Here is a 13,288-nt window from a genome sequence, read left to right on the forward strand (position 1 = left end):
ACCATCGATCGTTTGCCGTTACATTCAATCAAAATTAAACAACAACAACAAATTATGTGTAAAGGAATGAAATATCATCAGGGGCATTATGGCCGTCATCATCAAGGGCACGGGCGCGGCCCAATGCAGCGTCAGGGCGCACAAGTGAACATCCAGGAAATGGACGACCGCTACGAAATCTATCTCATTGCGGCTGGTCGTAAACGGGAAGATTTCCGGATGGAAATCGCCGACGATTTGCTCACCATCCACGTAGCTGCTCCAGCCCACGAAGCCGAAGGGCAGTGGCAACGGCGCGAGTTTCGTTTCCGGGCTTTTGAGCGCAGCTTCCAGCTGAGTGATAAAATCAATCAGGAGGACATTCGCGCCACGTATGAAGGAGGCATCCTCACCGTCACCTTGCCCAAGCACCCCGATCGGGTGACGCAGCGGCGGGAAGTGGAGGTAGAGTAAGGTGCGTTGTCTAGGTCGAATTCAAAAATTTGACCTAGTGAAAAGGTTTTAACCATATAAGAAGTATAAGGTCATTTGAGTGTTTAAAAGAGCGCTTACGATGTCCTTATCACCTCTTATATGGTTTTCTTTTTTATGAAGATCGCTTACAGCCCCTGAAAAACGCGGTAAAAAACAAAATGAGTACCTTGCCAACTAGAGCAGTGCCACTGTTGTTGAAGCACTATAAATTAGATATACTACACCAATGATCAATAAGCAACTTATTCTACGCGAACGCCCTGTGGGCATGCCGACCAAAGACACCTGGAGCCTGGACGAAACGGCGGTACCCGAACCCGCTGATGGGCAACTGGTGGTACGTCACCATTATATATCGTTGGACCCAGCGATGCGCGGCTGGATGAATGATGCCCGTTCTTACATTCCGCCAGTACAGTTGGGCGAAGTGATGCGTGCGGGCTCTATTGGCGAAGTGGTGGCCAGTAAGCACCCTAAATTTGCCGTAGGAGATATCATCACGGGTTGGGGTGGTGTGCAGGAATACTGCCTGACCAATGGTGATAACTGGTACAAGGTAGACACCCGCCTGGCACCCATGCCTACCTACATCGGCACCCTGGGAATGCCTGGAATGACGGCTTACTTTGGTATTCTGGAAGTAGGCAAGATCAAAGAAGGAGACATCGTGCTCGTGTCTGGTGCTGCTGGTGCAGTGGGGAGTGTGGTCGGGCAAATAGCCAAGATCAAAGGTTGTACAGTAGTAGGTATTGCCGGTGGTCCGGAAAAATGCAAGTACCTGACCGAAACCCTCGGCTTTGATAGCGCACTGGACTACAAGGTCGAAGGTTTTCCCCGAGCCCTGAAAGAAGCTTGCCCTAAAGGGATTGATGTGTATTTTGATAATGTAGGGGGCGAAATTCTGGATCTAGCCCTGGCTCGCTTGCGCCGCAACGCAAGGGTGGTGATTTGCGGAGCAATCTCTCAGTACAATAACAAAGAAGCGGTAAAAGGCCCTAGTAATTACCTTTCGCTATTGGTGAATCGCGCTACGATGCAAGGTATGGTAGTGATGGATTACGCCAAAGACTACGGCCGCGCCGCCCAGGAAATGGGCCAATGGATGGCGGCTGGTAAACTCCATTCCCGCGAAGACATCTACGAAGGGATCGAAAACTTCTATGAGACCTTTCAGCGCTTGTTTTCAGGCGAAAAATTGGGAAAATTGGTATTGAAGGTGATTTAGGAGCTGGCCTTACGGAATTTGATGACCAATGGTGTACGCTTCCCCAAAAGCGCAAATACGATTAGCGAGAAGTTTTCAACGCTATCCTATGGGGATAAGAAGGGGAGGTGTATCATAATACCAGCCAATTTAAGCTTTTTTCGGTATGCCTGCACCACATTTGCTTCTGGTCAAGCACCGGCTGCGCAGGTCGAACACTATACCTCCTTCATTTGGTCGCGCTATCAAATGCATAGAGACGGTCCATCTCAAGTTTACAACCAACCATCAAACTGACCCAGCAGAACAAGTCTAGTGACAAAAAAACTTACTTCCGTCAAAATCTTCGCGTACTTTTAGACAAAAATCAAGCATATGCCCGCTTTTAGATTGGCCATACCTTTTATTTTGCTGCTGGGATTAGGCATTTACCTTACCATCGAGGTAGATACCAGTTGGTCTTTGCTAATGATGGCCATGGTGGTCATATTGGTATCGTTCTATGTGCTTTCACCTCAGATCAACTGGTGGTGGTGGCAGCGTAGCCCACCAGACTTACCTGCCGAGATGGCGCAGTTTTTGGCAGCAAAGTCCCCCTTTTACCAGCAGTTGACGGAAGCAGAACAGCGGGAGTTTCGGCGGCGCGTATTTCTCTTCAATGAGGGCACCAACTATATGCCGCAGGTATTGGAGAGCATCCCGCTAGATATCAAGGTCATCATTGCGAGCGTGCCGGTGACCATGACTTTTCGTCATCAGGAGTTTTTGTTTCCTCACTTTGAAAACATCATCATTTATCCGCATCCTTTTCCTTCGCCTCAGTACCAGGAGCATTTTCACAGTTCGGAAATCTACGAGCCGGATGGCGTAATCATGTTCTGCCTGGAACACGTACTGCGGGGTTTCGTTGATGTTAAACAGTACCTCAACCCAGCTTGGTACGAGTATGCGCGAATTTTTCAGCTTACTTACCCGGCTTATGATTATGGCGATTGGTCGTCGGTAAGCTGGGAACATCTGCAACGCATCAGTGGTTTCACTCATGAAGCACTGGTGCGATGGATTGGTCTTCCTGAACTGGACTTGGTGGCCATGGGTATCGCCTTTTACTTCCTTTTCCCTCAGCGTTTTAAGGAAGAGTTGCCAGAACTGGAGAATACACTTAACTTGGTTTTCAAGAGCTAAATATTTAACAACAAGGAACCCTTACCTGTACTAAAAAATACTATTAACCATGATCCACCTCCGTATACCTTATCGCAGCTTGCTACTCACCGTTTTAGTGCTACTGCTTTCCTTTTCCTGGGACAGTTGTGCACGCAACCCGGTGACCGGTAAGAACCAACTTATGCTGATGTCTGCCGGGCAAGAGCAGGCCATGGGCGACCAGAGTGATCCGGCCATCGTGGCGCAGTTTGGTTTGTACCAAAACGACGAAATGCAGCAATTTCTCAACAGCAAGGGGCAGGAGATGGCTGCTGTTTCTCACCGTGCCGACCTCAAGTTTGATTTCAAGTTGCTAGACTCTCCGGTCGTCAACGCCTTTGCTTTGCCAGGAGGCTATGTCTATTTTACGCGTGGTATTATGGCGCATTTCAACAACGAAGCGCAGTTTGCTGGGGTACTAGGCCACGAGATCGGTCACGTTACCGCCCGTCACTCGGCCCGTCAATACAGTCGTACCATACTGGCGCAGGTGGGTCTCATTGCGGGGATGATCCTCTCGCCAGAATTTGCACAATTTGGCAACGAAGCCAGTCAGGCCATGCAGCTCATGCTCCTCAAATACGGCCGTGATGCCGAAAGTGAATCCGATAAACTAGGTGTAGAATATTCATCGGAAATCGGCTACGATGCCCACGAGATGGCCGGTTTCTTCGCTACACTCGATCGCCTAAGCGGTGGCCCGGAAGGGCGCCTGCCTACGTTTTTGTCTACGCACCCCGATCCTTCCGATCGCAATGTAAAAGTAGGACAACTGGCCGACCAATGGCAACGCAAAAACAACGGTGGCCCCTATGAAGTAGGTCGCGATACTTATCTACGCATGATCGACGGACTCATGTACGGCGAAGATCCTCGCCAGGGATTTGTAGAGAACAGTAACTTCTATCACCCTGATTTAAAATTCCAGTACGCGATCCCTAGTGGCTGGCAGACCGCCAATACGCCGCAACAAGTACAGATGGCGCCCGAAGATGGCAAAGCGGTGATGATACTCCAATTGGGGCAGGGGACTTCGCTGGAAGCTGCCGCACAAGCAACAGCTGAAAAATACCAACTGCGCACCACGGGCAGTCAGCGCCGTACCGTCAACGGCCTTTCCGCACTCGAAGTGTACGCCGATCTCGTGCAGGAAGGACAAGACGCCAATGGCCAACCCGCACAGCAGGTACTCAAGACCCTCTCGTACTACATCCAGTACGGCGAGCTGATCTACCATTTTCTGGGACTGTCTACCGAGCAGGATTTTGCCTCCTATCGGGGTAGAATGCTGACCACAATGACCAGCTTCAATACCCTCAACGACCCTGATAAACTAAACCGTCAGGCTGAGCGGATCAAAATTGAAACCCTTCCCCGCGACATGACCTTGCGGGAGGCCTTCTCCAATTATCGCCAACCTAGCGACAGAATGGAGGAATTGGCCATCCTGAACGGCATGGAGCTGACCGTACGTCTCAAGAAAGGTACCCTCATCAAGACGGTTACTACGCCTAGTGGAGGTCAGTAAGGAGGGTGGTGCTGTTGCTTGCCGAATCAAAACAGCAGCACCATTCCCCAAAAACTACTATCTTCATCCCTTCAGACTTGTCTTTTAACCAAAGTAACCTATGGGGCTTTTTATTGGGATCATTGTAGCACTTGCTTTTTCGGCGCTTTTTTCAGGTTCAGAAATGGCTTTTGTATCTGCCAATAAGCTGAAGATTGAACTCAAGAAAAAGAAAGGCTCGTACCGGAGCCTGGTCTTGTCGGGTTGGTATGACGGTCCCAACAACTTCATCAGCACGATGTTGGTAGGCAACAACATTGCGCTGGTCGTCTTTACTTACTTGATGGGGCAGTTGCTTTCCCCTTTTCTTTCGCAATTACTGGGGATTTCCGAAGAAAGCATCTCGCAGGTGCTACTCCAAACAGTACTGATTACCATCGTCGTTCTCGTCTTTGGGGAGTTTCTACCCAAGACCCTGTTTCGCTTGTTTGCCGACGATTTTCTTTACCAATTGGCCATCCCTCTGCGATCGCTTCAGTTTTTGTTGTTTCCCTTTGCTTGGGGCATGACCAAGGCATCGGACCTGGTCTTGCGCGTACTTTTCAAAAAGAAAGTAGCTCCAACAGAGCAAATCCTCACGCGCCTGGATCTGGAAAACTTCGTACGTGAGTCGCGCTCCGATGCGCAGGAAGAAATTGACAAAGACCTTTTCGGTAAAGCATTAAACCTACGGGAAGTTCGTGTAAGGGAGAGTATGGTTCCGCGCACCGAGATCGAAAGTATTGATGTCAATGCCAGCCTTGAGGAGTTGGTAGATCTTTTTCAACAAACGCGTTTTTCCCGACTATTGGTCATCAATGAAGATGTGGACAATGTGCTTGGATATGTGCACCACCAACAATTGTTTGAGGAATCCAAAAGCATCAAAGAACTTACCCTTCCCATCCCTTTCGTACCCGAAACCATGTACGTAACGGAGTTGATGAACAAACTTATCAAAGAAAACATGAGCATCGCCTGTGTTTTTGACGAGTTTGGCGGAGTTTCCGGTATCATCACACTGGAAGATATTCTGGAAGAAATTTTTGGTGAAATTGAGGACGAACACGATCAGGGCGATCATATCGAAGAGGAATTGGGCAACGGCTCCTTTTTGTTTTCAGGACGTTTGGAAATTGATTTTCTCAACGAAAAATATGGCCTCTTTTTGCCGGAAGGAGAATACCATACGCTTTCGGGTTATCTCGTCACCACCACCGAAGATATCCCGGAGCAAGGCGTCGTTTTAGATCTCGGTGATTATCGTTTTACCATCGAACTGGTAAGCAATACCCGGATCGAGACGGTCAAAATTGAAACAATCAACAAAGAAGAATAAAAACACCCATGGAAGAACAGCCAATTATCGAGAACAAGGAATTGAATATTTGGGAAGCACTCATTCCCGTCATTGTCCTGGTCATTCTCCTAAGTTTCAACGTGAGTGTTTTTGGTGATGATGCCCTCAGTGGCTCCAACCAGTTTATCCTCCTCCTCGGAGGAGCCGTAGCGGCCATCGTTGGTTTTATGAATAAGGTCTCCTACGAAAGGATGATCGAAGAGGTCGCCAACAACATCAAATCTACCACCGAGGCCATCCTCATCTTACTGTTTGTGGGTGCATTGGCTGGCACCTGGCTCATCAGTGGCGTGATCCCGTCGATGATTTTTTACGGACTAAAAATTCTGAATCCTACCATCTTCCTTCCGGCTACGGTGGTGATCTGTTCGATCATTTCCATTGCCACCGGAAGTTCCTGGACTACCTCGGCTACAGTTGGTATCGCCCTCATTGGTATCGGGCAAGCTATTGGCATTCCCCTGGGCATGGTTGCAGGTGCGGTACTTTCCGGTGCGTATTTCGGCGATAAAATGTCGCCATTGTCTGATACCACTAACCTGGCACCTGCCATGGCTGGCGGCGAACTGTTTACGCACATTCGCTATATGGCTTACACTACCGTTCCCACCATCACGGTGACCCTTATCGCTTTCATCATCATTGGCCTCACCATTGAGCCCACTGGGGTAGCAGATACCAAAACCTTGCTGGGGGCTATGGAACAGCAGTTTTACATCAGCCCCATCTTGTTTTTAGTGCCGGCAGTGGTTATTTTTCTCATCGTTCGCAAAACCAAGCCCCTCATTGCATTGCTGGCCGGAACCCTTCTGGGAGGTGTTTTTGCCGTAGTGTTCCAACCCGATGTAGTAGCGGCTATTGCAGAAACGGAGACACTCAGCTTCACGAGTGCCTACCTTGGCGTAATGAAAGCCATGACGGTAGACGTTGCCGTTGAAACGGACAATGCGCTCCTTAACGATCTTTTCTCTTCCGGCGGTATGGCGGGCATGTTGGGTACGATCTGGTTGATCTTATGTGCCATGGTCTTTGGTGGCATCATGGATGCCATCGGCGCACTGGCACGCATCAGTCGCTCTTTGTTGGATATGGCCCAGAGTACCTTTAGCTTGTTTGCGAGCACTGTTGCCAGCTGTCTGGCCCTCAATGTTACTGCTTCCGATCAGTACCTGGCCATTGTGGTGCCTGGGAAAATGTTTGCCAAAGCTTACGAAGATCGCGGCCTCGCGCCGGAAAACCTCAGCCGTACCCTCGAAGATTCAGGGACGGTAACCTCGGTATTAGTACCCTGGAACACTTGTGGTGCCTACCAGTCGGGCGTGCTTGGGGTATCCGTAGCCGATTATTTTATCTATGCTATCTTCAACTACCTCAGCCCCTTTATGACCCTCATTTTTGCCGCTTTTCAGATCAAAATCCGTCAGATGAACGGAAAATACCTGGGCGAGGAATAAGTTTACGCCCCACCCTCCTGATCAAGGATTTCAGGAGGGTGGGGCGACCATTTCTAAACATCAAAGCTGATCTCCACATCCTTACCATCAGGATGTGCCTGGCAAGCGAGGACATAGCCATCAGCCACTTCGTCGTCGTCGAGCGCGTAGCAAACATCCATCTTCACGGAGCCGCTTTTTACCTTGGCCATGCAGGTGGAGCAAGCGCCGGCCATACAGGAGTAGGGCGCATCGTGCTTGGCATCCAGCAGTGCTTCCAGAATCGTCTTCTTCTCAGGTACGTTTATAGTGATGCTCTCGCCACGCAGCTGCACTTTCACGGTGCCTGCTCCTCCGGCAGTCATTACCTTTCCTGCGGCCACTTCGGCAGCGTTGACAAAGCGTTCAGAATGGATGTTTTTCTTGCTGATCCCTTGCTCTGTAAGGCTGGTTTCAACTACATCGATCATGGCTCCGGGGCCACAGATAAAGTATTCGGCAGCTTTACCTTGTACCGGACATTCTCTTAAGAAAGTATCAATAACCAAAGGACTGATACGCCCGGTAAGGCCATCCCAGTTCGTCGTCGATTTTTTAAACCAGCCCCCTTTTTCTTTCTTGGGTTGGCTGATAATGTACTCCACTTTCAGCTGTCCAGCGTAGCGTTTGCTCAGGGTTTGTAGCTCATCGTAAAAGATAATCTGGTCATCCTCCCGACTGCCATAAAGGAGGTAAACGCTACTTTGCGGTTCTTCCTCAAGGATCGTCTTAAGGATCGACATCAACGGCGTAATGCCGGAACCTGCACCAAAAAGGTAATAACTCTTCCGCTGATCGGGGTCTAATGCGGTATAAAAACGTCCTTGCGGAGGCATCACCTCAACCGTATCGCCTGCTTTTACAGCATCGTGAATGTGATTGGACACCTTGCCGCCACTTACTCGCTTTACAGATACGGCCAATTCAGGTTCCAGCGGAGAAGAGCTCATCGAGTAGGCCCGTCTTTCTTCCGTTCCATTGATCGAAAAGCGGAGGGTCAGGTACTGCCCTTGCTTGTAGGCAAATGTTTCCGCCAGTTCAGCAGGAACCTGAAAATAAAGACTCACGGTATCTTCGGTCTCTGTTTTTACCTTGCTTATCGTAAGCGGGTAAAACTTTGTATCACTCATGCGTAGGCATTAATTTTTCAATAAACTCTTAAACAGGGAACAAGCCCGAAGGTTGAGTCCCTCCTGTTGGGTACATTGCTTTTGTACCGTTGTTCGCCGTAGAATTGCGCACAAAGTTAAACCGCTTCGGGCAAGTGTACCAATTAAGGAAGATGAATTTGATCACCAGTTGTGTTCCATGATGCTCATCAGGGGCCATGCCATCTCCCGTCACGACTGCTCCGTAGGGGCGGGTTTAAAATCCGATCCTACGGAGCAGCACGGTTTTGCACGGACAGGGCGGGTTTAAAATCCGACCCTACTTTCCACAACAAGCGTCCCATCAGCAAAAAGCAGGTAGCGACGATCCAACTGTTCCCGGTAAAAAGTGGGTTGCTTAGTCGGCTCGGGCCATTCCAATATTTGAGTTACCTGTTGCTGAGGAAAATAGCGGTAGTAATCACCGTTCTGGCGAAAATAGAGCTGCTGCTGTTGAAAAAAGCAGTCTTCCACCTCCGTTATCTCCCACCAGGCTTCGAGCTGGCCAAGAATGGAAAACAAGGCAATTCCCCTTTGCGGGAAATTCAGTGCCAGCCGATCACCCCAGCGCAGGATTTGGGTAGGCCCATCGGTCAGGTCTTCACTCAGCCGAAAGTCATTGGAGGTGAAAAGGAGCTCACCCCGGGCACTCAGGCGGTAAAGTCGCCCGGCCCATTCATCGTAGACCCACAGGTTGTTGTCATGGCTGCGAGCGACGGCCGTGGCGTACTGAACGGGCGTATCGCGCAAGTCGAGGGTGGCGCGTTCACTCAGCGTGCGGTCGAGTAAAACAATGGTTTGCTGCTCCTGGTAGAAAAGCAAAATATTGAAAGGGTCGGTAGCGTCGATGGTGAAGTCTTCGCCCAGGGTTGTATTGTGAAACTGAAAAAGAGCTTTGCCTTGCGGCGAATACTGGGTCAACACCCCTTGGTGATCAACCGCCAGCAGCTGCTGCAGTGGATCAACGGCGAAGGTAACAATGCTGTCTTTTTGGAAGGTGATTTGCCAAAGGCTATCCGCTGGTTGGGCCTTGCCAACAAGCAGAAAGCTCAACCACAGCAGAGCAGTTATTGACCAAAGGCAGCGTAAGGATGGAGGAGACTTCGTATTCACATCAAAGAAACGTTTGAAAACAGGAAATGGTGTAAATGACCAGTATTTACCCCTCCACTGCCCGCCCCTCCGGATGTTCAAAAAATGCCAGCTTCAGTTCTTGGCCGTCAAATACCGCGTAAGAGTTGAAGTGTACCCATTCTCCAAGGTTGATGTAGCGCGTGTGGCCATTGGGAAGCAGGTAGTTGATCGGCAGATGGCGGTGCCCAAAAACGAAGTAATCGACATCGGGTAATTGCGCCGATTTGCGGGTGCTGTATTGAAGGAGCCACTCTTTGTCGGGCCCGAGAAAGACATCTTCACTGTGGTTGGCTTCGCGACTTTTGCCCGAAAAAAAATTGGCAAGCCCTATACCAAAGTTAGGGTGCAGGCGGGCAAACAACCACTGACAGAAGCGATTGGCGAAGACTTTTTTGAGCAATTTGTAGCCATGGTCTCCTGGCCCTAGCCCATCACCGTGGCCAATGAAAAAAGTTTTGCCGCCAATTTTGTGAATGACGGGTTCGCGATAGATGGGCGCATCGAGTTCTTTTTGCAAATAGTCAAACATCCACATGTCGTGGTTGCCGGTGAAGAGGTGGAGTACGATCCCGGCGTCGCGTAGTTCTGCCAACTTGCCCAACAAACGCACATAACCACGAGGGACAGCCGTTTTGTACTCAAACCAGAAATCGAAAATATCTCCTACCAGATAGATCGCATCGGCATCGTGGCGAATGGTATCCAACCAGCGAACCAGTTGTCGCTCACGTTCGGCACTGCTCAGCCGACCGTCGACCCCAAGGTGAAAATCCGACGCAAAATATGTTTTACCCAAAAGGAAGTAGTACTGTTTAGCCCGCGAAATTACGAAACAAGTACGATATTGGTGAAAATGGGCTAATCGTACCAGTGCGATCATACAAATCCAGTGACTGCAAGCTGATGAAACCGTGAAAACCCAGAGGAGCTTGCGACGATCACCGAAGGTAATCTGTTGAATCCTGTTAATTCCGTGTTCTATACGGTATCTTTGCACTGACCTAAGTAATAATAATGAACCTCGATTTACGAAATAAAAATGCCTTGGTTGGAGGCAGCAGCAAAGGTATTGGCAAGGCTGCGGCGCAGGAATTGGCAGAACTGGGTGCCAACGTCACCTTGATGGCGCGTTCGGCAACACTGTTGGAAGAAGTGCTGAAAGAGCTGGATACCTCGCAAGGGCAAAAGCACGATTTTATCACCGTTGATTTTTCCGATATCGCCGACTTACAGGCCAAGGCCAAGGCGCTGGTAGAACAAAAGACGGTTCATATTCTGGTGAACAACACTGGCGGCCCTCCGGGAGGCCCGATTTTAGCGGCCGATCTTGCCGCTTTTAGCCAGGCACTCAATAATCATTTGTTTTGCAACCAAGTGCTGGCGCAGGCGGTCGTGCCGGGGATGCGAGCAGCAGGCTACGGGCGCATTATCAACGTCATTTCTACGTCAGTAAAATCTCCGATCGACAACCTCGGGGTATCCAATACCACTAGAGCGGCAGTGGCCAATTGGGCCAAAACCCTGGCCAATGAGGTAGGCCCAGATGCCATTACCGTCAATAACCTCCTGCCTGGTGCTACCGAAACCGAACGCTTGCACGGCCTTTTAGATACCTGGTCGAGCCAGAAAAATATCACGAACGACGCCATGGCTAGTCAGATGAAGAAGAGTATTCCACTGGGGCGCTTTGGCCAGCCTAGGGAAATTGGCGGCGTCATTGCATTTCTGGCCAGCCCCGCTGCGGCTTACATTACGGGCACGAATATCACGGTAGATGGTGGGCGCACCAAAATGCTGTAGCCATTCAATGACGCAAAACGACTACTCAGATGGATGTTCAGGCCATCGGAAAGTAAATGGTAGCGAGACAAACGAAAAATGCCTAGTTTTGGAGGGATGATAAAGATAAAACAAAGACTGGCGCATAACCGGGCCCTATTAGGCTTCAACGACTTGCCCATCGCCTTGGTGGGCGTGCCATTGGTAGCTTTTGTGATGCCCCTTTTGTTTTTCAATGGAACCTTGGAAAACGGGATTTGGGCCTTTTGGCCCAAGTGGAAGGTGTCTCTTTTCTTTACGATCTTTTACTGGGTGGTCATGCGCCAGGCGGTGCTCTTCTTTCGGTCCCGTTGGCCGGAATACAAGGATACGCAGAAACGGATACTGTTCATGATGATCACCACTATCGTGATGGTCTTATTGCTGAATAATTTTTGCTACGATATCCATGATGTGCTTTTACCCGAAGGGTACCAGAAGGATATGAGTAAATTTGATTACGCCAAGAGCACCTTCATGGTCGTCTTTTTTATCCTTTCGATCTATGAGGGCATCTATTTCTACCATCGTTGGCGGCTGAGTCTGATCGAAACCGAGCGCTTGCGACAGGAGAATATCAGCTCCCAACTGGATGCGCTCAAGAGCCAGGTCAATCCGCATTTTTTATTCAATAGCTTGAATACCCTCACTTATCTGATCCCCGAAGACGAGAATAGGGCCGTGCGTTTTGTGCAGCAATTATCTAAAGTGTATCGCTATATTCTGGAAATTCGAGACCGATCACTGATTACCGTGGCCGAAGAGCTCGATTTCCTGGATGCCTACCAGTTTTTGCTCAAAGAGCGTTTCGGGGATAACCTGCAATTGCACTTACAAATAGATCCTGCCGTCAAGCAGCTGCACATGATTCCGCTCTCCATGCAGTTGCTGCTGGAGAATGCGATCAAGCATAATATCGTGAGTAGCCAGCACCCGCTTACGATTGAAGTCATCGTAGGTACCCCAAAGGAGACGCTCTTGATCCGCAACCAACTCCAACCCAAGCAACAGACCCAGGTTTCCACGAAAGTGGGCTTGGACAATATTCGTCGGCGCTACGCTTTTTACACCACCGCCCAGGTAGAAGTGAACACCGAAGATGGATGGTTCAGCGTAGAATTACCGCTGCTGCACACGCCGGAGCTGGTTGTGGAAGAAAAGGGGTGAGCACGCGCTATTGTACTAGAATTGCGTGTGCTCACCCATCTACAAATATCTCATAAAGAGACATGACTGTAGCGAAGGTCAGAGAAGCATTACGGCACTACACGTAAGGTGAAAGCCCCAATACTCGCATACCGCTCATAATCCATTAGTTCAAGCAAATAATCAACATTGGTTTGTAGAAAGACATTTTCATAGTTCTCTACACTGGTACTGGCATTAGCGTAACAGACCCTTACTGACCTTCTCCGTTTATCCTCGCACTGATACATAGCGGGATGTTCGTAGCTTTCGTACAGGAGCGGCTGGGTATTTAGATTTACAAAGAAAAGCCCTTCTTGATTAAACACGATACCGCCTCTAAAATGGTAAGCATCTTCGCGTTCCTCATAGAATACGGGGTAGGTCAAAGCAGTTTGTAAGGGCAAAAAACTTATTTGGCCTACGTCCTCAATGGTCTCAATTTCAACTGAAAAATGCTCGCTTGTATCCGTAATTTCAGAAACTACTATTTCTGTAAAGAAGTTAAAATCATCTAACCGAATGGATAAAGGCCGGTCCTTGAGCATCACCTCTTTATCAAAATTTGCAGTGATCCACAAGGTGTCCCCTACGCGTATTGTTTCCGAAGAGGGAGCCGTTTCAATGGGGACAATAAGCTCAAGCTCATCGCCGTATTCATCGCTCTCGCAGTTTTTACAGCCATTAAGGGTTAATGCCCCAATGAGGAATAAGCTAACAAGGAAAAACTTAGTGTTCATT

12 protein-coding genes are annotated in these 13,288 nt (G+C 49.3%); 8 read left to right on the plus strand and 4 right to left on the minus strand.

The features are described from left to right. Positions 1 to 66 precede the first annotated feature (66 nt). The 6 genes from AB0L18_RS09130 (at position 67) to nhaC (ending at position 7,244) form a co-directional block, all read left to right on the plus strand. On the plus strand, positions 67 to 453 hold the full coding sequence (locus AB0L18_RS09130; RefSeq protein WP_367392278.1) for an Hsp20/alpha crystallin family protein: 387 nt from the start codon (positions 67 to 69) through the stop codon (positions 451 to 453). Between the two features lie 247 nt (positions 454 to 700). Further along, positions 701 to 1,699: an NADP-dependent oxidoreductase gene (locus AB0L18_RS09135; protein ID WP_367392279.1), complete on the plus strand. Its 999-nt coding sequence runs from the start codon at positions 701 to 703 to the stop codon at positions 1,697 to 1,699. Between the two features lie 354 nt (positions 1,700 to 2,053). Continuing rightward, positions 2,054 to 2,863 (plus strand): zinc-dependent peptidase, encoded by an 810-nt coding sequence (locus AB0L18_RS09140; RefSeq protein WP_367392280.1) that lies wholly within the window; start codon positions 2,054 to 2,056, stop codon positions 2,861 to 2,863. A gap of 49 nt (positions 2,864 to 2,912) precedes the next feature. Further along, positions 2,913 to 4,412, plus strand: a complete 1,500-nt coding sequence (locus AB0L18_RS09145; RefSeq protein ID WP_367392281.1) for a M48 family metalloprotease — start codon at positions 2,913 to 2,915, stop codon at positions 4,410 to 4,412. Positions 4,413 to 4,512: 100 nt separating this feature from the next. Next, positions 4,513 to 5,769 carry a hemolysin family protein gene (locus AB0L18_RS09150; protein WP_367392282.1) on the plus strand — a complete coding sequence of 419 codons (1,257 nt, stop codon included), beginning with the start codon at positions 4,513 to 4,515 and terminating at the stop codon, positions 5,767 to 5,769. 8 nt (positions 5,770 to 5,777) lie between these two features. Continuing rightward, positions 5,778 to 7,244, plus strand: coding sequence for a Na+/H+ antiporter NhaC (nhaC, locus tag AB0L18_RS09155; protein WP_367392283.1), 1,467 nt, complete (start codon positions 5,778 to 5,780; stop codon positions 7,242 to 7,244). A 53-nt stretch (positions 7,245 to 7,297) separates the two neighbouring features. Here nhaC and AB0L18_RS09160 read toward each other — a convergent pair whose 3' ends face one another. The 3 genes from AB0L18_RS09160 to AB0L18_RS09170 all read right to left on the minus strand — a co-directional run bounded on the left by AB0L18_RS09160 (position 7,298) and on the right by AB0L18_RS09170 (position 10,340). After that, positions 7,298 to 8,392: a 2Fe-2S iron-sulfur cluster-binding protein gene (locus AB0L18_RS09160; RefSeq protein WP_367392284.1), complete on the minus strand. Its 1,095-nt coding sequence runs from the start codon at positions 8,390 to 8,392 to the stop codon at positions 7,298 to 7,300. A gap of 285 nt (positions 8,393 to 8,677) precedes the next feature. Then, positions 8,678 to 9,523 carry a hypothetical protein gene (locus AB0L18_RS09165; protein WP_367392285.1) on the minus strand — a complete coding sequence of 282 codons (846 nt, stop codon included), beginning with the start codon at positions 9,521 to 9,523 and terminating at the stop codon, positions 8,678 to 8,680. Positions 9,524 to 9,569: 46 nt separating this feature from the next. Further along, on the minus strand, positions 9,570 to 10,340 hold the full coding sequence (locus AB0L18_RS09170) for a UDP-2,3-diacylglucosamine diphosphatase (RefSeq protein WP_367392286.1): 771 nt from the start codon (positions 10,338 to 10,340) through the stop codon (positions 9,570 to 9,572). 218 nt (positions 10,341 to 10,558) lie between these two features. Here AB0L18_RS09170 and AB0L18_RS09175 point away from each other — a divergent pair, with 218 nt between their 5' ends. Both AB0L18_RS09175 and AB0L18_RS09180 read left to right on the plus strand, forming a co-directional pair. Further along, complete coding sequence (locus AB0L18_RS09175) at positions 10,559 to 11,344, plus strand: SDR family oxidoreductase (protein WP_367392287.1); 786 nt, start codon at positions 10,559 to 10,561, stop codon at positions 11,342 to 11,344. Positions 11,345 to 11,440: 96 nt separating this feature from the next. Next, positions 11,441 to 12,529: a sensor histidine kinase gene (locus AB0L18_RS09180; protein ID WP_367392288.1), complete on the plus strand. Its 1,089-nt coding sequence runs from the start codon at positions 11,441 to 11,443 to the stop codon at positions 12,527 to 12,529. A gap of 89 nt (positions 12,530 to 12,618) precedes the next feature. On the opposite strand, the gene AB0L18_RS09185 is transcribed toward AB0L18_RS09180, so the two are convergent. Continuing rightward, a complete protein-coding gene (locus tag AB0L18_RS09185) occupies positions 12,619 to 13,287 on the minus strand; it encodes a hypothetical protein (RefSeq protein ID WP_367392289.1) in 669 nt (222 codons plus the stop codon). Position 13,288 lies beyond the last annotated feature (1 nt).

Source organism: Lewinella sp. LCG006 (assembly GCF_040784935.1).
Taxonomy (GTDB): domain Bacteria; phylum Bacteroidota; class Bacteroidia; order Chitinophagales; family Saprospiraceae; genus Lewinella.